Raw genomic sequence first — 26,056 nt, forward strand, 5'->3', positions numbered from 1 at the left:
AAATATGTTAAAATACCTTTGTAATTTTTTCAAAGAGGTGAGGTGTGTGAAACAAGTTTTAAGGCGACCTTGGATAAGTGTTATAATATGGGCAGTCTTGACAGCTATATTTTTAATTACAATGCCTGATATAAATAAAATAGTAAGACTCAAAGGTGAACCTAAAATTGGCAAAGCTTATCCATCTCAGGTTGCTACTATATTGGAAAAAGAGTTTCAAGGTGTACCAAAAGATAAAAAACTTTCAACAATAGCTATGGTCTTTTATAATAAAAATGGTTTAACAAAGGATGATATATCAGCAGCTAAAAAGATAATTGATGAACTTGACAAGAACAAAGAAAAATACAATATTCAAAGCATTTCAACTCATTTCAAGAACCCCGAGTTAAAAAGTTATTACGTCTCACCTAATAATAAGGTTATTCTTACAAGCATTCAGGCAGATAAAACAAAGAGAGAAATTATTGAAATAAGAGATGAGATGTATAGATTAATAAACTCGACTCAAAAACCAAAGAGTCTTGAAATATATCTTACAGGTGGAGATTTAATCACCCAGGATTTTGTGAAAGCCTCTGAAGATGGCGTCAAAAAGACAGATGTAATCACAATAGTGTTTATTATAGTTGTTTTAATTCTTGTGTTCAGATCTCCTGTCACTCCGATAGTTTCACTTTTGACAGTTGGAGTATCGTTTTTGATTTCCCTTAGTGTAGTTGGACACCTTGCAGATAAGTTCAACTTTCCTATAAATACTTTCACAAGAACATTTATAGTTGTATCTTTATTTGGTATTGGAACTGACTATAACCTTTTAATTATTTCAAGATTCAGAGAAGAACTTGCAAATGGGAAAGATGTCGATAAAGCAATAATGACAACATTTAAAACAGCAGGGAAGACAGTGATATTTAGCTGTCTTGCAGTTTTTACAGGATTTGCAGCTTTTGCAGTAGCATCTTTTAACTTTTTCAGGGCAATGTCAGCTATTGCTGTAAGTGTACTTATACTTTTGCTTGTGCTTTTGACACTGGTTCCAGCAGTGTTAAAGATTTTTGGTAAAAATCTTCTCTGGCCATTTAATAAAGAAATACAGCACACACATAGCAGGCTTTGGGAGGCTGCAGCAAGACTTTCCACTAGATATCCTTATGTAGTGTTGACAACAGTGATATTAATCTTAATACCTTTTCTCTTATCAGTAAGAAGTGACTTGTCCTTCAACACACTAAATGAGCTTTCTGAAAAGTACAAATCGGTAAAAGGATTTAACATAATTTCAAAGAACTTTAGCAGCGGAAAAACATTTCCTGTTACGATTTATTTAAAATCCAATAAAAACTTAGCAACTTCAGATGCACTATCTGATATTGAAAAAATAACTGAAATATTGAGCAAGCAAAAAGGTATAAAAGATGTATATTCAATTACAAGACCTCAAGGAGAGATTATAAAACAATTTACTTTGTCAGACCAAGCAGATACTGTTATTAAAGGCATTGATAGTTTGAGAGATGGTCTTTTGAAAGTAAACAATGCAATTGAGACTATAAACAAAAATTTGAATGTGTCAACAAAAGAGTTTGATGTTCAAAAACTTGTAAATGGTATTTCACAGCTTGAGAATGGCATATATGAATTAAAAATATCCCTGGATAAACTAAATTTTGGGTTTGAACAAGGATTAGAAGGTTCTAAGAAGATTTATGATGGTCTTAATCAGCTTTCGAATGGAAGCAGCAAGCTGTCTGAAGGATTTAAAAAGTTTTACTCTGAATACACAAAGTCAATAAACAAAATAAAAAGTGAATTACAGGGATTTGATATAAATCAAGTTGAGCTTTTATTGACAGGTATTAACACTGCTAATAATAATTTAAAAGTACTTTCAAATAAATATCCGGAAATTTCAAAGGATATAAATTATATTATGGCATCTGAAATCTTGTCGAAAATTGAAGCTGAAACAAGCAACCTTGCACCAAAGTTGAAAGAGTTTTCATCTGAATATGAGAAAATTTCAACACAAATAAATGAAGCTGATAAAGCTTTAAAGCTTATTTCAACATCCATTGATAGCATAGCCTCAGCTTCAAAACAACTTGCGGATGCTCAGGGTAAGGTTCTAAATGGTTACAATCAAATTGACAGAGGTCAAAAACAAATAATCTCAGGTGTCAATCTTATGTATTCAAAGCTTCAAGAATTTGATAATCAAAAAGAACAAATTCTAAAAAAGGTAAATGAACTTCAGACAGGGTTTACAAGTTTAAAGTCAGCTCTTTTCCAGATTTCTGATGCACTTAACAAAATGATAAATTCTATTGGTAGTATGAAGAGTTATTTTGAAGGTTACAAAAACACAGACATTTTTTACGTCCCTCCAGAAGCTTTGAAAAGCAGTGATTTCCAAAAGGCTTTGGATTCATATATGAGCAAAGATAGAAGAATAACAAAAATAATCTTGATTCTTGACACGAATCCGTATACAAACAAAGCAATTGATATTGTTGCTGAGGTGGAAAAGGTTTTAAATAATTCTTTAGAATTTGTAAACACAAAATTTGTATCGGTTGGAGTTGGTGGGATATCGTCTACAAACCACGATTTGAGAAGCATATATTTTAAAGATTTTAGAACTCTAAGGTTAATAATGATAATAAGTATTTTCATTTTAATGTTTCTTATTTCAAGGTCAATTTTCAATGCAGCAATAATGGTCATAATCGTTTTTACTGACTATTATCTTGCACTATCTATCACAGAGATGATTTTCAAAGGTATTTTCAAATACGAAGCACTCAACTGGGCAGTGCCATTTTTCACCTTTGTTGTGTTCTTAGCTTTGGGTATAGACTACAGTGTATTTTTGCTAATAAGATTTTATGAGTATAAAGACTTGGAAATAAACGAGGCACTCAGGCTTACCTCAGCAAACATTGGGCATGTTGTGACATCGGCAGTGATAATTTTAGCGGGCACATTTGCGGCAATGCTGCCATCTGGGATACTGACGCTTATGCAGGTTTCCATCTGCGTTGTGATAGGTCTTGTTTTGCTTGCATTTTTCCTTTTGCCGTTCTTGTTCAATGGTTTGATGAGGATAAAGAGAGATATAGTTTAAAAATGCTTTTAAAAAGCAATTTAGATAGCTGCCTCCAGAGAAGGGGGCAGCTTTTTGTTTGTGAAAAAACAAGAGAGAATTTAAGAAATTTAGAGATATTAAAAGAAAGAGGGAGCTGATAGCTAAAAATTGCATGAAATTAACTAAAAAAAACGAGTTTGACAGGATAAAAATTAATAAAGTAAAATTGAGGTGAAAATTCCAAGGAGAATATTAATAAATATAGCAATTTGCAAAGTTACAAAGCCATTAACCTCTTTTTATGGGTACTAAACGAGCATTCCTGTAATGAACGAAAATGAGCGAAAATGACGAGAAATGAGATTTGAAAAGATAAGGTACCTCCTGATAAAATATAGAATGTAAGTTGTACAACTTACGACAAAACACAACAAAGGAGGTACCTACCTTGAAGTATACACAAAATGAGAAGATATTACAAGTGACGGATAAAACTTTAGTTGTAGGAGTAGACATAGCAAAGGAGATACATATTGGCAGAGCATTTGATTTTAGAGGAGTGGAGCTTGGCAAGAGAATAGAGTTTGAGAATAGAAAAGAAGGTATGGAAAAATTTTTAGATTGGGCAAATAAGATAATGAAAGCCCATGGCAAAGAGAACGTAATAGTAGGGATAGAGCCTACAGGAGACTTGTCAAGAATTTTGTGTTTCCAATTTATAACGTAAATTGTAAAGTTGGGTTATGTTGTTAATGCATTTTCTAATGCTGGGAACTCCATTTTTCCATTTTGTACGGCGTAAGTTCTCTCGCTGTAAGTAAATATTAATTTCTAAGACACAGGCAGCTTAAAGTATCCACCTGAATTTACTTCTTGCCTTTTCAATCATGCTATTTACACATAAAGCGGTGTTTGTAGAAAAAGCTTTCTTAATTCCTCAGGGTATTTCATATGGGCAAGATAAAACTCTGCTTTTTCTGATATTGCAGCAATAAAATCGAGGATATTTTGAAAGGTATCCATAGAAAAGTTCTTTAAATTTCAGTACAGCTTCGTCAAAATCGGAGGAAGAAATTCTAAGTCTGTTCTTAACTCTTGTTAAAAGCGGAAAGCTTTATCTTTTGTCATATGTTTTCTGCTATTTTGTTGGAGGTGGACAAAAGCAAGCTAAAGGTCAGCAAGAGGGTAAGCAAGTTTGACAGCATCTATAATACCAGGAAAGTCATCACTTATGACAATTAAAACTTCTTTAAGACCTCTTGTAATTAAATCGTCAAAAACTTTCATCCAATCAGCCTTATTTTCTTTGCCGAAGAAAGGGCAGAATACCGAAAATGTCTTTTTTACCTTCTAGGTCGATACCGAGGACAACATAACAAGTAGCTTGTTTAACCTTAGAATTATCCTTAACTTCACTTTTGAATAACCATCGATGATAAGAGCAAAAGCACTTGTTGGTAGTTCTCTTTGTTTGAATAACTGAAGTTCATTTTTAAGGTCTTCTTTGATTTTTAGTATTTCATTTTCGGAATATGGAAGATTCAAAGCTTTCAAAGTTTGAACAAGGGAACGCTCAAGAATAACCATTGACAACTAAAGACATAAGAAGGTCAGTGTACGAACTATCAACTCTTTTGTAGCGGGAAGAAGAGGATAGAATGTCGAAAATTGGAAGTAGCGTGTGCGAGGGACAGAGATTTCAAGACTTGAGGCAGGTGTTGCAAGTTTTACTTCAATAAAAACCATTACCTTTGTCATTGTCATTTTTAGCAAGGTATACTGCTCTTTCCGATAACATAAAGCAATCGAGCAAGTTTTACTTTAAGTTGCTTTAGAGCTGGGCGGTTAGGAGCATCACAGGAAGCAATACATATTTAATACTTGCTTCTTTTGCCATGTTTTTAGCAGTCTCAATAATTTCGTTTTTATTCATTTTAAATAACCCCCTTTGATGATTATTTCAATACTAATTATACAGTGGACACAATTTTATTTTAACTCCCAAATGAATTTTTATAGGACGATTAAAAAATGAGAGCGGGTGGTCGGAGTACAATTTCCAGAAGGGCGAAGACCCTGCATACGAGCATAACCGACATCCACGCCATGGTAGATGGGACGAGGAAATTGAGGGCAAGGTAAGAAAGACCCTGAGAGACATGAGAGGGTAAACACCATGGTTATTGTGGATAAATACCCGCCGCAATATGGTATAATATCTAAATTAATGCAAAGTAGGTTGAATCTAATTTTCATATGGTAGAATAAAGCAATAATAGAAATAACAAGCATCAAATAAATTTTTATAACTACGAAATTCGAAGAAAACGAAAGATATTTTGAGAAAATCAAAGGTATATTGAGAGAGGTTTGAAAAGCTCACAAAGGATCAAGAAGCTCTTAAAGACTGGGCTGCCGACCAGGAAATTGAATTGAGGACATTAAAGCTTGTTCAGAATGGGTAAAATGAAAAAGGGCTTGCCGTCCGAAAAAGCATGTGTATTTTTGGCAAGCCCTGTATAATTTTATTCCTCTTTTTTCTTAAATTTTTCCAAATCTTCTTTTACAAACTTTATATTCAGCTTTGAAAAGTCAATCTTGTCTATTTTTATGCTTTTCACAAAATTCTCGAAGTCAGAAACTGTATAGCTATTATAATACAAAACAGGAATGGACAGGTCAATGGTGTAATAATATTGATTGTATTTTATCATATAGATAATTCTGTTCTGAAGATTAATAAAATTAAAGTCTCTATTTGGATTTCCCTTTGCAAGTTCTGAAAGCTTAAGAATATTATAGACATAAATAAACTTATAAATAGAAAGATTTTTGTCAGTATACTTCAAAAGGCTCATATTTACAGTTTTGCTCTTATATTCATTGCTTTCAACCCATGCTTGCATAGTGTTTTTTATTATCTTATCGGCAGGGTCTACGTTTATTCCACCATTTATTGTCAAAATTGAGTATGGAGTATTGTAAAGCATTACTGTTTCAATGTCCGAAATACCCTGTGCAGATGGGATTGAGGAACCTATTATTTGAGTAAAGTAATTATAATAGTAATATGGCATATTTGTTTTGTAATCCTTTGAAATCTTCATTTCAAATGGAGCTTTGTTAAGTTTTACAGTTTTTAATGTATTCTGGGGTTTCAAATCTCCTGACCAAAGAATGGAATCAAAGTATCTGCTCTTTGCTGGTAATACTCTAAATGAATTAATTATCCTCTCATATTTTTGCTTATCTTTGTTATATTTTTCTTCTGGAACATACAGTTTTATCACGTATTTATTATTATTTGAGTCAACATAAAGTCTTTTTTCAACAAATGTCTTGTTGAGGCTTTTTCTAATTCTGAGGTCATAAATTTTTGCTTTACTTGTTCCAATATTTAAACTTTTGGATGAGATGACTTTTAAAAGCTCTTTGTTGTAAAACTCAATACTTTTTATTTCCTGAGAAACCCATTTGTCAAAACTGATATTTGAGTTTGTAACAAAACTGACAGAAAGATATTCGTCATACTCTTGCTGGCTGTCTGGAGATGCCAAGGCCAACGTATCCTGCTGCTGTTTTTGGGTTGAGATTCCCATCTCCTCATCTGTGTAAAGAGGAGCAAATGATTGTGTGGAAGAATTGTACTCAAGATTATAAATGTCTGTAGATTTCCAGTAAGGTGGAAGGTCAATCTGCCATCCGTAACTTGTATTTTTGTGAACTCTCCACGATGTTACGTTGTCTGCTAAATCTTTTATGTTGGGATTGTTTCTGTCAAAGTTTGTTTCAAAAGAATCAGCAATCTTGTATAAAAGATTTTGGTGTTGTGAATAGAAATTTAAATCCATACTAATCGTAAGTCTGTAAATGTAATTGTATCTCTTATTTTTGCTCAAGTATATTCGTATGAGATTGAAAGTGCCAGAACTTTCTTCTTCGTCAACAAATACATAAAAAGAGTCAGTATATACACTTGTGGCTTCAATATATTCTTGATCTTGTTTGTCTTTTCCTTTTTTAAGCGAATATAACTTTGAACCAGAATAATAACCTGAAATTAAATCTTGAGCGTACAGCAAAATTTCATCTAAGGAGGTGTAACCTTCTTTGTTTAAAATTGCCTCAACATTTATGCTTGCCTTGTAGCTATTGCTTGACATTGAAAAATAGCTTCCTTTTGGATCTTTGTTTATATAGGCATCCTGTGGCATATAGATAGACCAGTTGTAAACACTGTTTCCAACCCTGTTCTTATTGATGTCATCTTTTGAAAAGACTGTGTAAAAGTCAATAATGCCACTGTCTTCTTGTGCAAGTGCAAAGACAGAAGAGGTCAGCACAAAAGCAACTATTGTAAAAATACAAATCACTATTTTTAACTTTCTTGACATGTTGCTGTGTTCCCCTTTCCATATATTTTTTTAACTATTTGCTTGTTGGCCACTCTTTCAAAATAACTTCTTTTTCAAGAATTTTGCCATTTCTTTTGATTTTTATCTTTACCTTGTCACCAGGAAGATATTTCATAAGAGTTTGATTGTATTCTGCAATTGAGTTGATAGGGTAGCTGTCAATTGTGACAAGTATATCATTTTCTTGAGCAAATCCTTTTAAAGGACTGTCAGCTTTTACATCTATAATTTTAAGACCGAGGTTAGACGGAAGCCCAACATAAGATAACCAACTGTCTTCAAACTCAAGACCTAAGTAACATCTTTTAATTCTACCAAACTTTTTATAATGGTCAAGGAAATAAAGTATATTTTCCGCAGGAATTGCAAAGTTAATTCCTTGCCAGTAATCAATACCAAGAGTGTTTATTCCTACAAGTTTCCCCTGCATATTAACAAGTGGGCCACCACTGTTGCCTGGATTGATACTTGCATCTGTTTGCAAAAATGTATAGACTTCATCAACAGGTCTGTTAAGCCCACTAATTATTCCTTTTGTGACACTATTTCGCCATCCTAAGAAAAGCGGTGTGCCTATTGCCAAAACTTCCTGACCCACATAAATATTTTTTGGGTTTTCAATTTCAATTGGGGTAAGATTGCTTCGGTTGACTTTCAAAATTGCAAGGTCAATTTCTTTGTCACTGTAAAGTACTGCTGCCTTATAAGCCTTGGCGTCGTAGAAGATAACATAAGGCTGTTTTAGGTCTTCAACTACATGATTGTTTGTTAAAATCAGCCCATTTTTGTCAATCACAACACCAGATCCGTGAGAAAGTCCAGCTGGGATTTTGCTGTAGTAAAAGTCGTCTGCTTTTATCTTTTTGCTGTCACCGATGATTGCTACAACAGACTTGTTTATCTTGTCAATGACTTCACTTATGGACAGGTCTTTTTTCTGAATTATCAGGCTATTTTGCGTTTTGGTGTAATTAAAGTTTAAAAAGTCTTTCAAAGAGTCAATATCAACATAGGTTTTTCCGTCAATCTCTTTTGGAGTCACAGTAATGCTTTGGGCAAATACAATGTTTGAAAGAATGAATATCACAATAAATCCGACCAGCCATACCTTTGCGCTTTTTTTCATTGCAGAACCTCCCATACCAAGAATTTGTCACCACATAATTATAACGTATTTTAGTCAAAAATGTTATTGTTAAAAAGAAAAATTTTTATTTGCAATTTTTGTACTTGAACTTTATTATTTTTTACATTATAATATACTCGTAAGAGTAATACACCCCCATGGTATAGGGGATAGACTACTAAGGAGGGAGAATAAAAAAGAATGAGAAAGGCAGTATTAGATAAGGATATGTGCGACAGGTCACCCTTTTGTCCTGCTTCACGTTCGTGCAAATTTGGTGCAATAAAAAGAAACGTAAGAGGATTTTTTGATGTTGAGATTGAAATTGACAAGGAAAAATGTACAGGATGCGGCGTATGTACAAAGTTTTGTCCGCAGGGAGCTATCAAGATTGTTGAAGAGTAGGTGACGCTGAAGTGCCTGAAAGTGAAAGGAAAGAAGAGGTTCTTTCAAGACTTAAAAATATCAAAGGGCACATTGAAGGAATTATCAAGATGGTGGAAGAAGAAAAAGAATGTGAAGAGATTATGCTTCAGATAATTGCTGTCAAAAAAGCTTTAGAAAAAGTAGGATATTTTATCATAGAAAGCCATGCTGAAAAGTGCTTATCAGATGTCGATAACAAGGCTCAGATTCAAAAGATTTTAAATATAATGATGAAATTTTTGAGTTGAAAAATAAAGTTGGTATCTATTTTTCTCCTGTTAAATGCTTAAAAGCTTTTGTGTTCAAAAATGTTATTATTTTAACAATCTGATTTTAAAAAATTTTTTTGCAGAAGTTTGTTAAATAAATCTCATGCAAATGGGGTAACAATATAAAAGGTAAAAATAAAAATTTATGGAGGTGCGATCAAGATGGCAGAATATTTTATTGATGCAAAGGGGCTTCAGTGTCCAGGACCTATTACCCAGCTTTTTAAACAAATGAAGGAAGCACAAAGTGGAGATATTATTACAATTGAGGTGACAGATTCAGCATTTAAAAGAGATGTTGAGAGCTGGTGCAAAAAGACAAAAAATGAGCTTTTGGAGCTCAAAGAAGAAAATGGCATAATTACAGCAAAAATTAAAAAGATTTAAAAATGTAGGTGGGGAAGAATGAGAGAAGACAAAAAGACAATTATTGTATTTTCAAATGATATGGACAAGGTTATGGCAGCATTTGTAATTGCAACTGGTGCTGCCGCAATGGGCGATGAGGTAACAATGTTTTTTACATTCTGGGGTTTGAATGTTTTGAGAGATGCAAAAAAGAAAGTACAGGGAAAATCATTCTTAGAAAAGATGTTCGGCGCTATGATGCCAAAAGGGGTTGAAAAACTCCCGCTTTCCAAGATGAACTTTTTAGGGATTGGTCCTAAGCTAATGAAATATATGATGAAAAAGAAAAATGTGATGATGTTACCTGAGATGATAAAACAGGCGCAAGAACTTGGTATAAAGATGGTTGCATGTTCAATGTCCATGGATGTTATGGGAATAAAAAAAGAAGAGTTAATTGATGGCGTTGAGATTGGCGGTGTTGCCACATATCTTGGTGAGGCAAGCGAAGCAGGTGTGAATCTATTTATCTAAGTCAAGGAAATCTGAGCTAATAGAGGCAGGAGAAAACCTGCCTTTTTATTTTTTTTGCTCTTTTGAAATAAAAACTGTGATATAATAATGGAACAATAAAAAGTTTTTTAGTGTCAGAAAGGAAAATCGCTATGATACTGCTTGTTGCAATAAACTCGAAGTATGTTCATACAAATTTAGCAGTAAGATACCTTTATCAGCTCTGCAAAGAAAACTATCCATGTGACTACATCGAGTTTAATATTAATCAGCCTTTGCAAGATGTACTTTATGAAATTTTGAGTAAAAAACCTGAATATGTTGCAATTTCAACATATATCTGGAACAGAAGCTATGTCGAAAAGCTTGTTGAAGGATTAAAAAAGGCGCAAAAAAGCATAAAAATAATTCTTGGCGGGCCAGAGGTATATTTTGATAGCCTTGAAGAGTGGAAGTTTGTAGATTTTATTATCAGAGGAGAGGGAGAGTATTCTTTTTTAGATTTGTGTGAACATATTGCAGCTGGCAGAGAATACATCCAAAAAGAATATCCTCCGTTTGATTTGAGTAAACTTCCTTTTGCGTACAAGGACGAGAATTTAGACCAAAGCAGAATCTATTATTATGAAAGCAGCAGAGGCTGTCCTTTTAGATGTTCATATTGTCTTTCTTCAATTGAAAAAGGTGTTCGATTTGCGCCTCTTGAAAAGGTCTTTGAAGAGCTTGACTATCTTTTTAAAAAGCAAGTGAGACTCATAAAGTTTGTTGACAGGACATTTAACGCAAATAAAGAAAGGGCTATAAAAATAATAGAGTTTTGCAAACAAAAGTCGCAGGCTACTCAAGTACACTTTGAAATAGACCCAACACTTTTAGACAATGACATTATCAGTGCAATAAATAATTCAAAAGATAACCTTTTCAGACTTGAAATAGGTCTTCAGAGTTTCAATCCACAAACTCTTGATGCAATAGATAGATTTTATGATATAGATAGAATTGACAAAAACTTGAAAAAGCTTATGGAAAACAAAAAGGCTATTGTTCATCTTGATTTAATAGCGGGCTTGCCATTTGAGGATTTTTTGAGTTTTAAAAAAAGCCTTGACAAGACTTTATTGTATTTTGCTGATGAGGTTCAGCTTGGATTTTTGAAGATGTTAAAAGGGACAAAGATAAGAAATGAAGCAACTAAATACAATTATGAATTTTTCAAAGACCCGCCGTATGAAGTTATCTCAAATAGCTTTATTAGCTTTGAAGAGATTTATAAGCTTAAAAAGATAGAAGATTTGATAGATAAAGTTTACAATAGACAGTATCTTTACTATACTTTAAGATACATCTTTCAAAAAGTCTCTCCCTCAGAATTTTTTGAAAAGCTCTCAAGCAAGGTGGATAGCAGTTTAAACACAAGAGAGTTTGTAAAAGAGCTTTACAGAGCCGTAAAAGATGATTTTGTTTTGGACAAGACTATATTGAAAAACTTGTTCAGATTCGACATTCTAAGAAGGTTTCCAGAAGAATTTTTGCCTGAAGAATTGGCAGTATCAAAAGAGGAGAAAGAAAGAATTAAACAAGCAATATATCAAGCTACAGAATACCAGGCTCTCGGAGAACCAAAAGAGATTATAAGAAGATCAAGAGCTTGCATATTTGAATTTGACATCGAAAGGTTTATAGAAGATAATAGTATTGAAAAAGGATATTTTTTATATATCTTTTTCGAAGAGAAAATAAAGAAGATAAAACTTCAGTAAAAAGGGGGAGAAAGATAATATGGAGTGCACACTTTCAAAAAACCTTTCAATATGTACATGTACTTATGAACCGTGTTCAAGGAAAGGAAGATGCTGCGAGTGCTTGCACTATCACAGGAAAAATGGACAGCTCCCTGCTTGTTATTTTTCTAAAGAGGCAGAAAGAACGTATGACCGTTCAATAGAGAATTTCATTCGCGACTATTCTTCAAGGAAATAAAAAGTGAAGTAGAAGTGGGCAGACAAAGGGTTTTTACTTTCATCTGCCCACTTTTATTTTTTATAAAGATGTGATGAGTAGAAAAACATCAAGTCCGATTACAACTGCTGCCACAATCGAAAGAATTATTTTATCTGCTAAGGAGTTTGCGAACTTGCCCATGACTTTTTTGGATGATGTCAGGTAAATTTGAAGAATGATTGTAATTGGCAGCTGTAAGCTCAAGAGCATCTGTGAGATTATCAGAGCTTTGAACGGATTTGAGATAAAAAGTATGATGATGGATGCTAGAACCAATGGAATGATGATTCCAATCTTGGTTGGCAGCTCTTCAATGTTATAAGGTCTTCTATAGAACCCTGCCATGATTGTGCCACCTGTAAACGCAGCTGTGATACTTGATGAAATACCAGAGAGCAATAGAGCAAATGCAAAGATTGTGGCTGAGAAGTTTCCCAAAATAGGCTTTAACATTTGCTGAGCCTGTGGAAGTGATTCAACAAGGATACCTTTTGTGTAAAATGTTGTGTGAGCTATTATAATCATGCTACTGTTAATTAAAAATCCAATAAACATTGAAAATAGTGTATCAACAAATTCAAATTTTAACTGATGTTTTATTATCTTTTCGTCTTGAGTATTCCACTGCCTGCTCTGAATTATTTCAGAGTGTAAAAACAAATTATGTGGCATAACAACCGCACCAAGTATTGAAAGAACCACAACCAAGGAACCAGAAGGTATGCTTGGAGTTACCCAGCCAAAGACAACATCTTTTACAGGAACCTTTACAAGGAAAAGCTCTATCAAAAAGGAAATACCTATCAGCGATACAAATGCAATTATCCACCTTTCCACCTTTTTATATGAGTTAGAAAACAAGAAGAATATGGTAAAAGGTAAAATGATTAAACACCCAAGCTTAATAGGGATTTTAAAAAGCATCTCAAGGGCAATTGCCCCACCCAAAATCTCTGCCATAGCAGTTGAAACTGTTGCCAGCATAGCAGATGAAAGTACAGCCATTGCAAGATACTTATTGAGGTAGATTGAAGTTGCTTCAGCCAAGCAAAGACCTGTTGCAATGCCAAGATGGGCTGCGTTATGCTGAAGCACTATCAAAATTATTGTTGACAGAAGTACAACCCACAAAAGCTTTAAACCAAAGCTACTGCCAGCAGCCACGTTTGATGCCCAGTTTCCAGGGTCGATAAATCCCACTGTGACAAGTAGACCTGGTCCTATGTATTTGAGTATTTCCATTGCGTTTTTCATTTTGTGCTGCCTTTCACACCTTTCTTCTGTAATTTTATGAAATACCTTCTAAAGTGGTGAATGACAAAATAATCTTATCTCTAACTCTAAAACTCTTATATTAAAATTAATACCCAAAAAAAGAGGATTGTGATATCATAGTTTGTGGGAAGCAGAAAAATATTTATAATATAAGAACATTGAATATTCGACATTAAAACATTGGAGGGTATGAAAATGAGCGAAAAATCTTACGGCCAAGAGCTTTGCGAAAAGCTATTCTACACTTCTAAAAATGCATGGGAAGTTTTAAAAGAAGAAGAAAAACCTTTTGTTTTTGACTTAGCAGAAAAGTATAAGCACTTTTTAAACTGTGCAAAAACAGAAAGAGAGGCTGTTGAATATTTTGTAGAAAGAGCTAAAGAAAAAGGTTATATAGAATTTAACAATAATATCCAAAAATTAAAGCCAGGGGATAAAGTATATTTTGTAAATAATAACAAAAGTATCTTACTTGCTCATATAGGCAAAAAGCCTTTAAGGGAAGGGTTTAATTTAATAGGTAGCCATATAGATTCTCCACGACTTGATTTAAAACCAAAGCCACTATATGAATCAAACGAACTTGCACTTTTGAAGACACACTACTATGGTGGCATTAAAAAATATCACTGGGTAAATGTGCCTCTTAGCATCCATGGTGTTGTTGTGAAAAGTGACGGTTCTAAAGTGAAGATTACAATTGGCGAAGACGAAAATGACCCTGTTTTTTATATAACAGATCTTCTTGTTCATTTATCTTCTGAACAGCTTCAGAAAAAAGCAAGCGAGGTAATTCCTGCCGAAAACTTGAACGTGCTAATAGGAAGTATGCCGTTTAATGATGAGAAGGTAAAAGAAAAAGTTAAGCTGAACATATTAAAAATTTTGAATGATGAGTATGGAATAACAGAAGAAGATTTTATTTCAGCTGACATTGAAATTGTGCCAGCTGCAAAGGCTCGCGATGTAGGACTTGACAGAAGCTTGATTGGCGCATATGGTCAAGATGACAGAGCATGCAGTTTTTTGGCAGCAGAAGGTATATTTTCAATAGATGAAATTCCAGAGAAAACTGCAATAGTCTATTTGGTTGACAAAGAGGAGATAGGAAGTGTAGGAATATCAAGCGCTGAGGCAAGCTTTTTTGATATATCAGTTGCAAAGCTTTTGAAGGCGTTGGGTGAATATGAAAGTAGCCTTGATTTAGCTGTTAGTTTTGAAAACTCAGCAGCAATTTCAGGCGATGTTGCAGCAGCACTTGACCCAACATATGAAGGTGCTTTTGATAAGTTAAATTCAACATTAATTGGTCATGGTGTTACTATTGAAAAGTATACTGGAGTTAGAGGCAAATACAGTGGTTCTGAAGCAACGGCAGAGTATGTGGGCAAAATCAGAAACTTTCTGAATTCAAATAACATCTGCTGGCAGACAGGTCTTTTAGGCAAGGTTGACCAAGGCGGTGGCGGCACAATTGCTATGTTTATCGCAAGAAAAATGATAAATGTAATAGACTCAGGAGTTCCAGTTTTGTCTATGCACTCAACATTTGAGATAACAAGCAAGGTTGATGTGTATATGACATATAAGTTTTACAGTGAATTTTTGAAAAGATTTGATTAAAAAGAAAGGGCTGTTGGCGGTTGCAGCTCCAACAGCCCTTTTTACTTCATTTTTTCTATAAGTTTTACAGCCTCATCTAAAAGTCTTTTGACTTCTTCTTTGGTAAACTGTTCTGTATAAACTCTCAAAACTGGTTCTGTGCCAGAGGCTCTGAACAGTATCCATGAGTCATCTTCAAAGATATATTTATAGCCGTCCAATGTTTGAATCTCTTTAATCTTTCTGCCTGCAAACTCTGTGTTTTGGGAAATCACCTTTAAAGTCTTTTCTTTGATTTCATTTGGCAGGTGCAAGTCAACTCTGTCATAAAAGTGGTAACCTATTTCTTTAAATAACTCATCAAGTATTTGACTAATAGGTTTTTGATAATAAGCCATAATCTCAAGAAGCAACAAACTGCACAAAATTCCATCTCTTTCAGGTATATGATTTTTGATTCCAATACCACCACTTTCTTCTCCGCCAATTAGAATATCTTCTTTCAAGAAAAGTTCGCAGATATACTTAAATCCAATAGGTGTTTCATATATTTTAAGTCCGTACTTGTTTGCCAAGATAGGAACCATATTGGTTGTTGAAAATGTTTTTACAACGCCACCCTTCAAACCTTTTACTTCAACTAAATGTCTCAGAAGCAGTGCATATATTCTGTGCGAGTCAATAAATTCGCCCTTTTCGTCAACAGCTCCAACTCTATCTGCATCACCGTCTGTTGCAAGGCCAATGTCAGCGTTGTTTTGAACAACAGCATCAATCAATTTTCCAAGGTTTTTATAAATAGGTTCTGGATTGACTCCTCCAAAGTATGGGTTTCGCTCATCTCTTATCTGAATATATTTGATGCCATATTTTTCTAATAAGGTTTTAACATATCCAACTCCTGCGCCGTGCATTGGGTCGATTATTGCAAATGGTTTGGATTTTGCTATGAGATTTAAGTCAACAAGTTTTTCAATATGTTCAAAATAATCTTTATCAGGATCTATATAAGAAAAGAGATTGTTGTTTTCTGGCTCAACAAATTTTACTTCATTTTTATATAAATGCTTTTCTATCTCGGCGATGATTGAAGGAAGAGCAGACCCACCATAATCACCTTTAAACTTTATACCGTTCCACTGAGGCGGATTGTGGCTTGCTGTAATCATTATAGCTCCTGCTAAATTCATGTTCTTGACAGTAAATGATACAACAGGTGTTGGTGTAGGCTTTTTCGTAAGATATGTTTTTATTCCATTTGCCACAAGAACCCCTGCACAAAGACGAGCATATTCTTCTGACATAAACCTTGTATCATAACCTACCAAAACAGGTCTTTTATCGTCAATTTCTTTAATATAATCGGCAATTGCCTGAGCAACAATCTTTACATTGTCAAATGTGTAGTCTTTGCTTATTATCGCTCTCCAGCCATCTGTGCCGAATTTTATCATATACTTTTCACCTCCTGCAGAGAAGTAATAATTGTGCTATAATAAATCTTGGAACCACTATATAGTATACAAGAGTTTCAGAATTTTTTCAAATATTTGAGAGTAATTGTCTAAATTTTTATAAAGAAAGGGAATTTAAAAATGCCTGTATACACTGTATATGTGGTCGATGACGAAAAGGATATATTAGAACTTGTGTCTGAATATTTAACCCAAAAAGGCTATGCAGTCAGGACATTTGAAAGCGGTGAGAGTTTTTTAGGAGAATTTGAAAAAAGTGAGCCTGATATAGTTATACTTGATATTATGCTCCCAGACATTGATGGTTATGAAATTTGTAAAAGAATAAGAAAAAATAGCGATGTACCAATTATAATGCTCTCTGCGAAGGGAGAAGAGCTTGACAAAGTTTTGGGGCTTGAACTTGGAAGTGATGATTACATATCAAAGCCGTTTTCTCTTTCAGAACTTGAAGCAAGAATAAAAAAAATTTTGCGACGGGTAAATAAAGGTCCAATAAAACAGGATAATGTCATAGAAACGTTTGGTATAAAGGTTGATTTTAATCAGCGAAATGTTTTTTATAATGACACACAGATAGAACTTTCACCAAAGGAGTTTGAAACATTTGCACTTCTTTTAAAAGAGTCGACTAAGGTTTTAAAGAGAAGTTATATATTAGAAAGAATATGGGGGAACCCTGCTCTTTATGACGAAAGGATGGTTGATGATGTTATCAAAAGACTCAGGAAAAAGATTTTGCAGTATAACCTGCCTGTTGAGATAAAGACAATGTGGGGTTTAGGATACAAGATTGAGGAGAAAAAAGATGAGTATAAAGATTAAAATTTATTTGTCGTACATGGGTTTAATCTTATTTATATTTGTAGTTTTTGTTGCCCTCTTTTATGCCTGGTTTGAAAAGTATTTGATTGACCAGATGAAAGAGGATAACCTTCGTTTTGCAAGGCTTATAGAATTTGTTGTTACAAACCAGAACAGAAACACTATTGATTTAAAACCATTTGAGTCTTATTTTGAAAGCTTAGAATCAAAAATTTTGCAGGATTATATAGTAATTGTGAGCAGTGATGGTGTAATAGAATATTCAAACAAAGAGTTAGATGTGGAGACAAGGCTAAAAATAATGAAAATTTTTGATGAGAACAAAGATGTCCAATATGGATTTGAGATGGGAAGCATTAAGGAAAAGCCTTGTTTGTTCACAATATATGGTGGAAAATCAAAAAGTGTTTTTGTAATTATTATTGCTGATCTTGCAAGAGTTTTGAATTTTAAGAAACGATTCTTCCTACTTATTTTACAGACAGCAGGACTCAGCTGTATATTTGCTGCTACTGTTGCTATCTTTATATCCCGAAAGATGATTGAAGGGCTTTTGCGACTAAAGGAGGCAATAAAGCAGGCTTCACAGTTGAGGTTTAACAAAAAAGTTGAGATAACTACAAATGATGAAATTGGCATGATTGCAACTGAATTTAACAGACTTATCGAAAAGATTGAGGAGTATAATCAGGCACAGATAAGGTTTTTACAAAACATCTCTCATGAACTCAAAACACCTCTCACCTCAGTGCGTGGATATGCAGAGATGCTAAAAGAAGGGATTTTAGATAAAAGTAAGATGGAATCAGCTGCGGATAAAATAATTTGGCATGTTGACAGATTGAAAAGTTTGATAAACCAGATTATTGACCTTACAAAGATTGAATCTGTTGAAAACTATTTTAGTTTTGAAAAAGGTGTGCTTGAAGAGGTCATCTTTGAAGCTATTTTAGAGAATGAAGGTTATTTGCTTTCTAAGGAAGTAACTATCGAATTTGCTCCGCAGACAAAGACGTATGTTATTTGCGACAAGCTCAGATTAAAGGAAGCTTTTTCAAATATTATCTCAAACTGCATAAGATATGCGGCAAATAAGGTTACAATTGAAATAAAATCTGAAAAAGATGAGTTTGAAGTGACAATTGAGGATGATGGGGAGGGATTTTTGCAAGAAGAGATTGATAAAATCTTTGAAAGATTCTATAAAGGTAAAAGGGGTGAAAGCGGGCTGGGACTTTCAATTGCAAAAGCTATATTTGACAAACATGGATTTTTAATAGAGGCTGAAAATAAAATATCAAAAGGCGCACGCTTTAAAATAAGAGGAAAAACTTATAAGGAGCAGTAAGAGATTTTAGCTTACTGCTCTTTTTAAAAGCAAAAATTCTTCTTCTAAAAATAAGCCATTTTTAACCATATCAGAAATAATTGTCAGTGCTGTAGATTGAGGAAGTCCTCTGCGGTAAGGTCTATCCTCTATTAAAGCCTGATAGACATCACATATGCCTACTATTCTGTCTAAAAGCGAGAGTTCATCTTTTCCGAGTTTTTCGGGATACCCACTTCTGTCTATTCTCTCGTGGTGATTTCCTGCCCAGTTAGCAATGTCGTCTTTGAAGGCAGGAATTTGAGAAAGAATCAGTTTTGTATAATACGGATGAGACTTTATAATATAAAACTCCTCTTTTGTTAGCTTTCCTTCTTTGTTGAGGATTTCATTTGGAACGACCATTTTGCCAATATCGTGAAGGTAACCAGCAATTTTAAGTTTGTTTGCCATTTCACTATTCAGCCCCATAATTTTAGCGATTGTATAAACTGTTTGTGAAAGCTGCTGGGAGTGAACATGGGTAAAAGGACTTTTGTTGTCGATAAGTAAAGATATTGCTTCAGAAAACTTGAGCATCTGCTCTATGTCAAAGTAAACCTCATCTTCAAGTGATAAGGCCATGATAATCTGTCTTAAATGAGGGTTATAAAGGTCCAGCCAGAATCTATCTTTTTGTGCAAGTTCTAAAAAAGCTTCAACAATGATGGGGTTAAAAAGTACACCTTTCTTTTTCAACACCCAATTTGTTATCTCATCAATCTGTTGATAGTACGGGTTTGAAAAATCTAAGGCAATGTCAATCTGGTCAGCAAAGTTTATAATCTGAGAAACAAATGGTGTGGTCGAGTGGTCATATCCAAATGCACCAGATCCGTTATAAAACTCGTGATGATATTTTACAAACTCCGCAATATCTTTATCCAAAGGGAGTTTTTGTAAAAATTCATAACCAAGTAGACAATGGTTTTTAGCAAGATCCGGATCAATATGGGATGTAATAAATTTTTTATCTGCAACTGTTATTCCTATGTCGTGAAAAAAAGCTGCATAGTATATCTTCTTTTTTTCAAGAGGTTTAAGCCCTAAAATATGTGAAAGCTGCAAAGAAATATATGTAACCTTTGGAGCATGTTCTCTTCTTCCTTGAGCTATATCGATGAGATGTGAAATAGCTGAAAGAAGATTTCCTACACTGATTTTCATAGAACAGTTCAGCCACCCTTTGACAGAAAATATCTTTGACATATTTGATTATACATCAACATTAAAAAAATCCCTACTAAATTTTTTTTAAAATTGCACATAGTTTTTTGTGAATATTTTTGAAGAGTTTTTTTCACAGGTACCAAAAACTTTTCTCGGCAATATAATGTATTAAAACAAAAAGTATTGAGAGTAGGAGGTAACAAGTTTAAAATGGATTGGACCAAATTTGCATATGACGCACCTTATCCTGAACCAAAAGTAGAAGAACCCAATAGACACTATGCAGAGATTCTGCTTGATGACTATGCAGGATACTCAAGTGAGTTTACCGCAATTGCTTTGTATTCGTATCAGCATTTTATAAGCGATGTAAAACACAGAGATTTTGCAGACCTCATAATTGGCATTGCCCAGGTTGAGATGAAACACTTGGACCTTCTGGGTACCACAATTTATCTGCTCGGTGCCTTGCCAAAGTACAGAGGTTCTTACACAACCTATGGCCAGTACTGGAATGGATACTTTGTAAACTACGATAAAGATTTAAAAGATATGATAAAGATTGATATCCAATCCGAGAAAGAGGCTATCAAGAATTACAAGAGACACATTGAAATGATAGATGACAGGTACATCAAAAAGCTATTGGAAAGAATAATTTTGGATGAGGAAAAACACATAAAATTGTTAAAAGATTATCTTGATAGAAAGTTTTGATTTGTGGGTATTAAATAAATAACAAAAGAAGTACAATATACTGAGGAGGGAATTTTAATATGCAAGAAAAATATGTGTGTGGTATTTGTGGTTATGAAATTGTAGATTTAAATTCCCCGTGTCCATACTGTGGTGCTGAACCAAACCATTTTGTAAAGGCTGATGAAGTTGATGTTGAGCTAATTAAAAAAATCTATCAAGAAGGCGGGGCAACTTATTAAAATTTCTCTTGCAAACCGCCTTTTTTTATTATAAAATTATAAAGTCGTTGTGTGGGTGAAAAATAATGTTCATATGCTGCGATGAGGCAAAAGGTTGCTGCAAGGTGCAAAGCCACTTTGCAGGGAATTTTTGCTGAGTATGTCTTGTCCTTTGAGACGGGCGACACGGGGAAGGTGTGAAAGAATATTTCATGCCCGGTGTTTTCATGCCCGAGAAGGAAAAACTCCGGGTATTTTTATATAAAGGTTGTGGACACACACGGCTAAGTTGCAAAGTTCCCCTGTCGCAAATAGTTTGAAAGATCTTAGAATCACATTATTTTAGAGGAGGGGAATGTATGTCAAAAGCACAGAGAATGCGAATTAAGCTGAAATCATTTGATTACAAGCTTTTAGAGCAGTCAGCAAAAAAGATAGTAGAGACAGCTAAAAACACAGGGGCAGAGGTATCAGGTCCAGTTCCGTTGCCGACAGACAGAGAGGTAATTACAATCATCAGAGCTCCACACAAGTACAAAGATTCACGTGAACAATTTGAGATCAAAACTCACAAAAGACTTATTGACATAATCAAACCCACACAAAAAACTGTAGATGCACTAATGCGTGTTGAACTTCCAGCAGGTGTGGACATCGAGATCAAGCTGAAGGAGGTGTAAATATAAATGACAAAAGGAATACTTGGCAAGAAAATAGGTATGACTCAGGTATTTGATGAAGAAGGAAGAGTAATACCTGTTACTGTGATTGAGGCAGGACCATGCGTGGTTGTTCAGAAAAAGACGGTTGAAAAAGATGGTTATTCTGCAATTCAAGTTGGTTTTGAGGATATAAAAGAAAGCAAGCTCAACAAGCCGCTAAGAGGTCACTTTGCAAAACATGGCGTAAAACCAAAGAGATATTTAAGAGAGCTGAGACTTAAAGATGCAGACAAGTATGAGGTTGGGCAGGAAATAAGAGTCGATATTTTCCAGCCGGGCGAAAGAGTAGATGTTACAGGTATTTCAAAGGCAAAAGGATTTCAGGGTGTTATTAAAAGACACGGTCAGCAAAGAGGTCCTATGAGCCATGGTTCCATGTACCACAGAAGAGTTGGTTCAATGGGTTCAAACACATTCCCTGCAAGAACATTCCCTGGCAAGAAAATGCCTGGTAGAATGGGTGGTGAAAGAGTTACAGTTTTAAACTTGCAGGTTGTAAAGGTTGACCCAGACAGAAATTTGCTTCTTGTTAAAGGAAGTGTTCCAGGTAACAAGAATTCGCTTTTAATCATCAGAGATTCTGTCAAAAGCAAATAAGCTTTAAGTTTTAGGAAGGAGGAAACAGAATGGCAAAGGTGCCGGTTTATAATATAGAAGGACAGCAGATTGGTGAGATTGAGCTTAATGACTCAATTTTCAACGTGCCAATAAATACTCATGTTTTGCACCAAGCTGTTGTTGCACACTTAGCAAACAGGCGTCAAGGAACATTTGCTGCAAAGACAAGAGCTGAGGTTCGTGGTGGTGGGAGAAAACCTTGGAGACAAAAAGGGACAGGTAGGGCAAGACAAGGATCTATCAGAGCTCCAACATGGAGAAAAGGTGGCGTTGTATTTGCTAAAAAGCCAAGAGATTTTTCAATAGACTTGCCAAAGAAGGTAAGAAGACTTGCTCTCAAGTGTGCGCTGTCATCAAAGGTGAAAGAGAACAATCTTATAGTGCTTGACAGGTGGGATATGAACCAGTACAAGACAAAAGAGGTTTTAAGAGTTTTGAAGAACTTGGGACTTGAAAATCAAAAAGCGCTAATTGTCATTCCTGAGAAGAATGAGTATTTGCAAAAGTCAACAAGAAATATCCCAGAGGTAAAAACTTTGCAGGTTGGCAACTTAAATGTATTTGACATACTCAAATATGACAAGTTTGTCATCCTCCAGGATGCTGTAAAGAAAGTTGAGGAGGTGTACGCATAATATGTTGCCAGAGGAAATAATCAAAAGACCTATAATTACAGAAAAGAGCATGAGCATGATTCCTCAGAAAAAATACACATTTGAGGTTGATAGAAGAGCTAACAAGATTGAGATAAAGAAAGCTGTTGAGCAGCTTTTTGGTGTTGAGGTTGAAAAAGTATGGACAATGAATGTAAAACCGAAGAGAAAAAGAATGGGAAGATTTGAAGGAAGGACAAAGGCGTGGAAAAAAGCAATTGTGAAGTTGACAGATAAGAGCAAAACAATAGAGTTTTTCGACAGCTTAATCTAACACCAATATAAATGCTGAGTTTAAGGAGGGAAACAAAGGTGGGTATAATAGTCTACAAGCCTACATCACCAGGACGAAGAAATGCATCGGTTCTAAACTATAAAGAGATTATTACCAAGACAGAACCTGAAAAATCATTGGTTTTTACAGAAAAGAAATGGGCAGGTAGAAACAACCAAGGTAGAATAACTGTTCGTCACAGAGGAGGCGGACATAAGAAGAAAATAAGAATTGTAGATTTCAAAAGAGACAAAGATGGAATTCCTGCAAAGGTTGAGGCAATTGAATATGATCCAAACAGAACAGCTTTTCTGGCGCTTTTGTGCTATGCTGATGGTGAAAGAAGATATATCATAGCTCCGGAAGGTTTGAAAGTTGGAGACACCGTTATGTCTGGTCCAGATGCAGATATTAAGGTTGGAAATGCATTGCCTCTGAAAAATATTCCTGTTGGTACAATGATACACAACATTGAACTTATGCCAGGAAAAGGAGCACAGCTTTGCCGTTCAGCAGGTAGTGTTGCTCAGCTCATGGCAAAGGAAGGCAAATATGCTCTGATAAAGCTTCCGTCTGGTGAGCTGAGGTATGTGAGCCAAGAGTGCAGGGCTACAATTGGTCAGGTTGGCAACTTAGACCATGAAAATGTCAGAATAGGAAAAGCAGGTCGTAAAAGATGGATGGGTATAAGACCTACAGTTAGAGGTTCGGCAATGAACCCGGTTGACCATCCACACGGTGGTGGTGAGGGTAAGGCACCAATTGGTCATCCAGGGCCACTTACGCCATGGGGTAAACCAACACTTGGTTACAAAACAAGAAAGAAGAACAAACCATCAGATAAGTTTATTGTCAAGAGAAGGAAATAAAATGCATAATCTTCTAATAATAAAGATTGCTTAAGGAGGGATTGAGTGTGGGAAGGTCTTTGAAGAAAGGTCCATACTGTGACCCAAAACTTTTAAAAAAGATCGAAAAGATGAACCAGAATAATGAAAAAAAGGTTATAAAGACATGGTCAAGAAGATCAACAATTTTACCGCAGATGGTTGGCCATACAATAGCTGTATATGATGGCAGAAAACATGTTCCTGTATATATCACAGAAGAGATGGTAGGACACAAACTTGGTGAGTTTGCTCCGACAAGAACATTCAAAGGTCATGGTCATCATACTGAGAGGTCAACAGCTTTGAAATAAAGTTTTCGCAAGCTCTTGTAAATTTAGTTTAATTGTGATTTAGAAGGGAGGAGAAGCTATTGGAAAAGGCAACAAATACAGAAGTAAAGAAGGCAACGGCAACATTGAGATATGCTATGATATCGCCAAGAAAGGTTAGAGTTGTAATTGATCTTATCAGAAATAAACCTGTAAATGAGGCTTTGAATATCTTAAAATTTTTACCTAAAAGGGCTGCAAGAATAGTAGAAAAGCTTGTAAAGAGCGCAATTGCAAATGCAGAGAATAATCACAATATGAACGTTGATAAGCTCTATATAGCAGAGATTTATGCAAATGGTGGTCCAATGCTAAAAAGGATTAGACCAAGAGCACAGGGAAGAGCGTTTTTGATAAGAAAAAGAACAAGCCATATCACAGTTGTTCTAAAAGAAAGAGAGTAACTTTTGATAAGGAGGGAAATAAATGGGTCAAAAGGTTCATCCAAAGGGGTTCAGGCTTGGAATTATAAGAGACTGGGATTCAAGATGGTTTGCAAATGATAAGGATTTTGATAAGTATGTCCTTGAAGATTATAAAATCAGACGTCACATAAAAGAAAAACTATACAATGCAGGTATTTCGAGGATTGAGATAGAAAGAGCAGCAAAGAGAGTAAAAGTTATCATCCATACAGCAAAACCAGGTATTGTTATTGGAAGAGCAGGTTCTGGAGTCGAAGCTCTCAGGAAAGAGCTTGAAAAACTGACAGGTGGGAAGACAATCTCGCTTGATATAAAAGAGATAAAAGTTCCAGAACTTGACGCTCAACTTGTTGCTGAGAACATTGCTGCTCAGCTTGAAAAGAGAGTTTCATTCAGAAAGGCTATGAAACAGGCAATGGCAAGGGCTTTAAGGAGCGGTGCTAAAGGTATCAAAACAATGGTATCAGGAAGACTTGGTGGGGCTGACATTGCAAGAACAGAATGGTATAAGGAAGGAAGAATTCCTCTTCAAACTCTCAGAGCAGATATCGACTACGGCTTTGCAGAAGCTCATACAACATATGGTAGAATTGGTGTTAAGACGTGGATTTATAAAGGAGATATTCTTCCACAGAAAGTAGCAGCTTCTGAAAAAGGAGGAGATAAGTAATGCTTATGCCAAAGCGTGTTAAGTGGAGAAAACAACAAAGAGGTAGAATGAAAGGAAAAGCTACAAGAGGTAACTTTGTTGCGTATGGTGATTTTGGTATTATGGCGCTTGAACCTGGTTGGATTACAAGCAACCAGATTGAGGCAGCCAGAGTTGCGATCGCAAGACATATAAAAAGAGGCGGAAAGGTATGGATTAAGATATTTCCTGATAAACCTGTTACAAAAAAACCAGCAGAAACTCGTATGGGTTCTGGTAAAGGTTCGCCTGAGTACTGGGTTGCAGTTGTAAAGCCTGGTAGAGTGATGTTTGAAGTTGGCGGTGTTGATGAAGAGGTTGCAAAAGAAGCTTTGAGATTAGCAATACACAAACTGCCTATTAAATGCAAAATTGTTTCAAGAGAAGAAGCTAAAGTGGGTGGTGAGGCAAATGAAGGCGTCTAAGATTAGAGAGATGACAACACAAGAGCTCCATAATGAGCTTAAGAAATTAAAGAGGGAACTGTTCAATTTGAGGTTCCAGCTTGCAACAAATCAACTTGAAAATCCTATGAGAATTCGTGAGGTAAAAAGAACAATTGCAAGAATAAAGACAATAATGAGAGAAAGAGAACTTGAACAAGAAAGAGCAAATAAAAATGCAAAATAATGCAGAACTAA

27 protein-coding genes and 2 pseudogenes are annotated in these 26,056 nt (G+C 34.9%); 23 read left to right on the forward strand and 6 right to left on the reverse strand.

Annotated elements, in window-relative coordinates; translation table 11 throughout:
• Positions 1 to 46: 46 nt before the first annotated feature.
• Together COB47_RS04080 and COB47_RS04085 are read left to right on the forward strand one after the other, a co-directional pair.
• Positions 47 to 3,127 (forward strand): MMPL family transporter, encoded by a 3,081-nt coding sequence (locus tag COB47_RS04080; protein WP_013290135.1) that lies wholly within the window; start codon positions 47 to 49, stop codon positions 3,125 to 3,127.
• 409 nt (positions 3,128 to 3,536) lie between these two features.
• A pseudogene (locus COB47_RS04085) lies at positions 3,537 to 3,803 on the forward strand (IS110 family transposase); the annotation flags it as partial.
• Here the strand turns inward: COB47_RS04085 and COB47_RS04090 are convergent.
• The 3 genes and pseudogenes from COB47_RS04090 to COB47_RS04100 all read right to left on the reverse strand — a co-directional run bounded on the left by COB47_RS04090 (position 3,783) and on the right by COB47_RS04100 (position 8,629).
• Positions 3,783 to 5,021 (reverse strand): annotated as a pseudogene (locus COB47_RS04090) (IS256 family transposase). The pseudogenes COB47_RS04085 and COB47_RS04090 sit on opposite strands and share 21 nt — an antisense overlap.
• Positions 5,022 to 5,613: 592 nt before the next feature.
• Positions 5,614 to 7,482, reverse strand: a complete 1,869-nt coding sequence (locus COB47_RS04095; RefSeq protein WP_013290136.1) for a hypothetical protein — start codon at positions 7,480 to 7,482, stop codon at positions 5,614 to 5,616.
• 34 nt (positions 7,483 to 7,516) lie between these two features.
• Entirely contained in the window at positions 7,517 to 8,629 is a 1,113-nt protein-coding gene (locus tag COB47_RS04100; RefSeq protein ID WP_013290137.1) for a S1C family serine protease, read from the reverse strand.
• 201 nt (positions 8,630 to 8,830) lie between these two features.
• Between COB47_RS04100 and COB47_RS04105 the strand changes: the two genes are divergently transcribed.
• The 6 genes from COB47_RS04105 to COB47_RS04130 all read left to right on the forward strand — a co-directional run bounded on the left by COB47_RS04105 (position 8,831) and on the right by COB47_RS04130 (position 12,165).
• The gene (locus COB47_RS04105; protein ID WP_013290138.1) at positions 8,831 to 9,034 is read left to right on the forward strand and encodes a 4Fe-4S binding protein; all 204 of its coding nucleotides are present in this window, start codon (positions 8,831 to 8,833) and stop codon (positions 9,032 to 9,034) included.
• Between the two features lie 11 nt (positions 9,035 to 9,045).
• Entirely contained in the window at positions 9,046 to 9,303 is a 258-nt protein-coding gene (locus COB47_RS04110) for a metal-sensitive transcriptional regulator (protein WP_013290139.1), read from the forward strand.
• Positions 9,304 to 9,486: 183 nt separating this feature from the next.
• Positions 9,487 to 9,711, forward strand: a complete 225-nt coding sequence (locus tag COB47_RS04115) for a sulfurtransferase TusA family protein (protein WP_041742411.1) — start codon at positions 9,487 to 9,489, stop codon at positions 9,709 to 9,711.
• Between the two features lie 18 nt (positions 9,712 to 9,729).
• Positions 9,730 to 10,206 carry a DsrE/DsrF/DrsH-like family protein gene (locus tag COB47_RS04120; protein WP_041727164.1) on the forward strand — a complete coding sequence of 159 codons (477 nt, stop codon included), beginning with the start codon at positions 9,730 to 9,732 and terminating at the stop codon, positions 10,204 to 10,206.
• A gap of 131 nt (positions 10,207 to 10,337) precedes the next feature.
• Positions 10,338 to 11,945, forward strand: a complete 1,608-nt coding sequence (locus COB47_RS04125) for a B12-binding domain-containing radical SAM protein (protein ID WP_013290140.1) — start codon at positions 10,338 to 10,340, stop codon at positions 11,943 to 11,945.
• A 19-nt stretch (positions 11,946 to 11,964) separates the two neighbouring features.
• Entirely contained in the window at positions 11,965 to 12,165 is a 201-nt protein-coding gene (locus COB47_RS04130; RefSeq protein ID WP_013290141.1) for a DUF6485 family protein, read from the forward strand.
• Positions 12,166 to 12,225: 60 nt separating this feature from the next.
• Here the strand turns inward: COB47_RS04130 and COB47_RS04135 are convergent, their stop codons facing one another.
• Positions 12,226 to 13,440 carry an Nramp family divalent metal transporter gene (locus COB47_RS04135; RefSeq protein WP_013290142.1) on the reverse strand — a complete coding sequence of 405 codons (1,215 nt, stop codon included), beginning with the start codon at positions 13,438 to 13,440 and terminating at the stop codon, positions 12,226 to 12,228.
• A gap of 216 nt (positions 13,441 to 13,656) precedes the next feature.
• Here COB47_RS04135 and COB47_RS04140 point away from each other — a divergent pair, with 216 nt between their 5' ends.
• Entirely contained in the window at positions 13,657 to 15,084 is a 1,428-nt protein-coding gene (locus tag COB47_RS04140) for an aminopeptidase (RefSeq protein ID WP_013290143.1), read from the forward strand.
• Positions 15,085 to 15,125: 41 nt separating this feature from the next.
• Here COB47_RS04140 and COB47_RS04145 read toward each other — a convergent pair whose 3' ends face one another.
• Entirely contained in the window at positions 15,126 to 16,517 is a 1,392-nt protein-coding gene (locus COB47_RS04145; protein ID WP_013290144.1) for a phosphoglucomutase/phosphomannomutase family protein, read from the reverse strand.
• Positions 16,518 to 16,658: 141 nt separating this feature from the next.
• Here COB47_RS04145 and COB47_RS04150 point away from each other — a divergent pair, with 141 nt between their 5' ends.
• Both COB47_RS04150 and COB47_RS04155 read left to right on the forward strand, forming a co-directional pair.
• Positions 16,659 to 17,363 carry a response regulator transcription factor gene (locus COB47_RS04150; RefSeq protein ID WP_013290145.1) on the forward strand — a complete coding sequence of 235 codons (705 nt, stop codon included), beginning with the start codon at positions 16,659 to 16,661 and terminating at the stop codon, positions 17,361 to 17,363.
• The gene (locus COB47_RS04155) at positions 17,347 to 18,711 is read left to right on the forward strand and encodes a sensor histidine kinase (RefSeq protein WP_013290146.1); all 1,365 of its coding nucleotides are present in this window, start codon (positions 17,347 to 17,349) and stop codon (positions 18,709 to 18,711) included. Before COB47_RS04150 ends, COB47_RS04155 begins: the two co-directional genes overlap by 17 nt.
• 6 nt (positions 18,712 to 18,717) lie before the next feature.
• Here the strand turns inward: COB47_RS04155 and COB47_RS04160 are convergent, their stop codons facing one another.
• Positions 18,718 to 19,896 (reverse strand): HD-GYP domain-containing protein, encoded by a 1,179-nt coding sequence (locus COB47_RS04160; protein ID WP_013290147.1) that lies wholly within the window; start codon positions 19,894 to 19,896, stop codon positions 18,718 to 18,720.
• A gap of 213 nt (positions 19,897 to 20,109) precedes the next feature.
• Here COB47_RS04160 and COB47_RS04165 point away from each other — a divergent pair, with 213 nt between their 5' ends.
• From COB47_RS04165 to rpmC, 12 genes are all read left to right on the forward strand, one after another.
• Positions 20,110 to 20,616, forward strand: a complete 507-nt coding sequence (locus COB47_RS04165; protein ID WP_013290148.1) for a ferritin-like domain-containing protein — start codon at positions 20,110 to 20,112, stop codon at positions 20,614 to 20,616.
• Between the two features lie 59 nt (positions 20,617 to 20,675).
• Entirely contained in the window at positions 20,676 to 20,837 is a 162-nt protein-coding gene (locus COB47_RS12275) for a hypothetical protein (protein WP_011917794.1), read from the forward strand.
• 338 nt (positions 20,838 to 21,175) lie between these two features.
• Entirely contained in the window at positions 21,176 to 21,496 is a 321-nt protein-coding gene (gene rpsJ, locus COB47_RS04170; protein WP_013290149.1) for a 30S ribosomal protein S10, read from the forward strand.
• A gap of 6 nt (positions 21,497 to 21,502) precedes the next feature.
• On the forward strand, positions 21,503 to 22,135 hold the full coding sequence (rplC, locus tag COB47_RS04175) for a 50S ribosomal protein L3 (protein ID WP_013290150.1): 633 nt from the start codon (positions 21,503 to 21,505) through the stop codon (positions 22,133 to 22,135).
• A 29-nt stretch (positions 22,136 to 22,164) separates the two neighbouring features.
• Positions 22,165 to 22,791 (forward strand): 50S ribosomal protein L4, encoded by a 627-nt coding sequence (gene rplD / locus COB47_RS04180; RefSeq protein WP_013290151.1) that lies wholly within the window; start codon positions 22,165 to 22,167, stop codon positions 22,789 to 22,791.
• 1 nt (position 22,792) lies between these two features.
• Positions 22,793 to 23,083, forward strand: coding sequence for a 50S ribosomal protein L23 (gene rplW / locus COB47_RS04185; RefSeq protein ID WP_013290152.1), 291 nt, complete (start codon positions 22,793 to 22,795; stop codon positions 23,081 to 23,083).
• A 38-nt stretch (positions 23,084 to 23,121) separates the two neighbouring features.
• Entirely contained in the window at positions 23,122 to 23,952 is an 831-nt protein-coding gene (gene rplB, locus COB47_RS04190; RefSeq protein WP_013290153.1) for a 50S ribosomal protein L2, read from the forward strand.
• Between the two features lie 47 nt (positions 23,953 to 23,999).
• Positions 24,000 to 24,284, forward strand: a complete 285-nt coding sequence (rpsS, locus tag COB47_RS04195; protein ID WP_013290154.1) for a 30S ribosomal protein S19 — start codon at positions 24,000 to 24,002, stop codon at positions 24,282 to 24,284.
• Positions 24,285 to 24,343: 59 nt separating this feature from the next.
• Positions 24,344 to 24,706 carry a 50S ribosomal protein L22 gene (gene rplV / locus COB47_RS04200; RefSeq protein ID WP_013290155.1) on the forward strand — a complete coding sequence of 121 codons (363 nt, stop codon included), beginning with the start codon at positions 24,344 to 24,346 and terminating at the stop codon, positions 24,704 to 24,706.
• A gap of 22 nt (positions 24,707 to 24,728) precedes the next feature.
• Positions 24,729 to 25,397, forward strand: coding sequence for a 30S ribosomal protein S3 (gene rpsC / locus COB47_RS04205; RefSeq protein WP_013290156.1), 669 nt, complete (start codon positions 24,729 to 24,731; stop codon positions 25,395 to 25,397).
• The gene (rplP, locus tag COB47_RS04210) at positions 25,397 to 25,840 is read left to right on the forward strand and encodes a 50S ribosomal protein L16 (protein ID WP_013290157.1); all 444 of its coding nucleotides are present in this window, start codon (positions 25,397 to 25,399) and stop codon (positions 25,838 to 25,840) included. The genes rpsC and rplP overlap by 1 nt, the downstream gene beginning before the upstream one ends.
• Positions 25,827 to 26,045 (forward strand): 50S ribosomal protein L29, encoded by a 219-nt coding sequence (gene rpmC, locus COB47_RS04215; protein ID WP_013290158.1) that lies wholly within the window; start codon positions 25,827 to 25,829, stop codon positions 26,043 to 26,045. Before rplP ends, rpmC begins: the two co-directional genes overlap by 14 nt.
• Positions 26,046 to 26,056 lie beyond the last annotated feature (11 nt).

This window comes from Caldicellulosiruptor obsidiansis OB47 (assembly GCF_000145215.1).
GTDB lineage: Bacteria > Bacillota > Thermoanaerobacteria > Caldicellulosiruptorales > Caldicellulosiruptoraceae > Caldicellulosiruptor > Caldicellulosiruptor obsidiansis.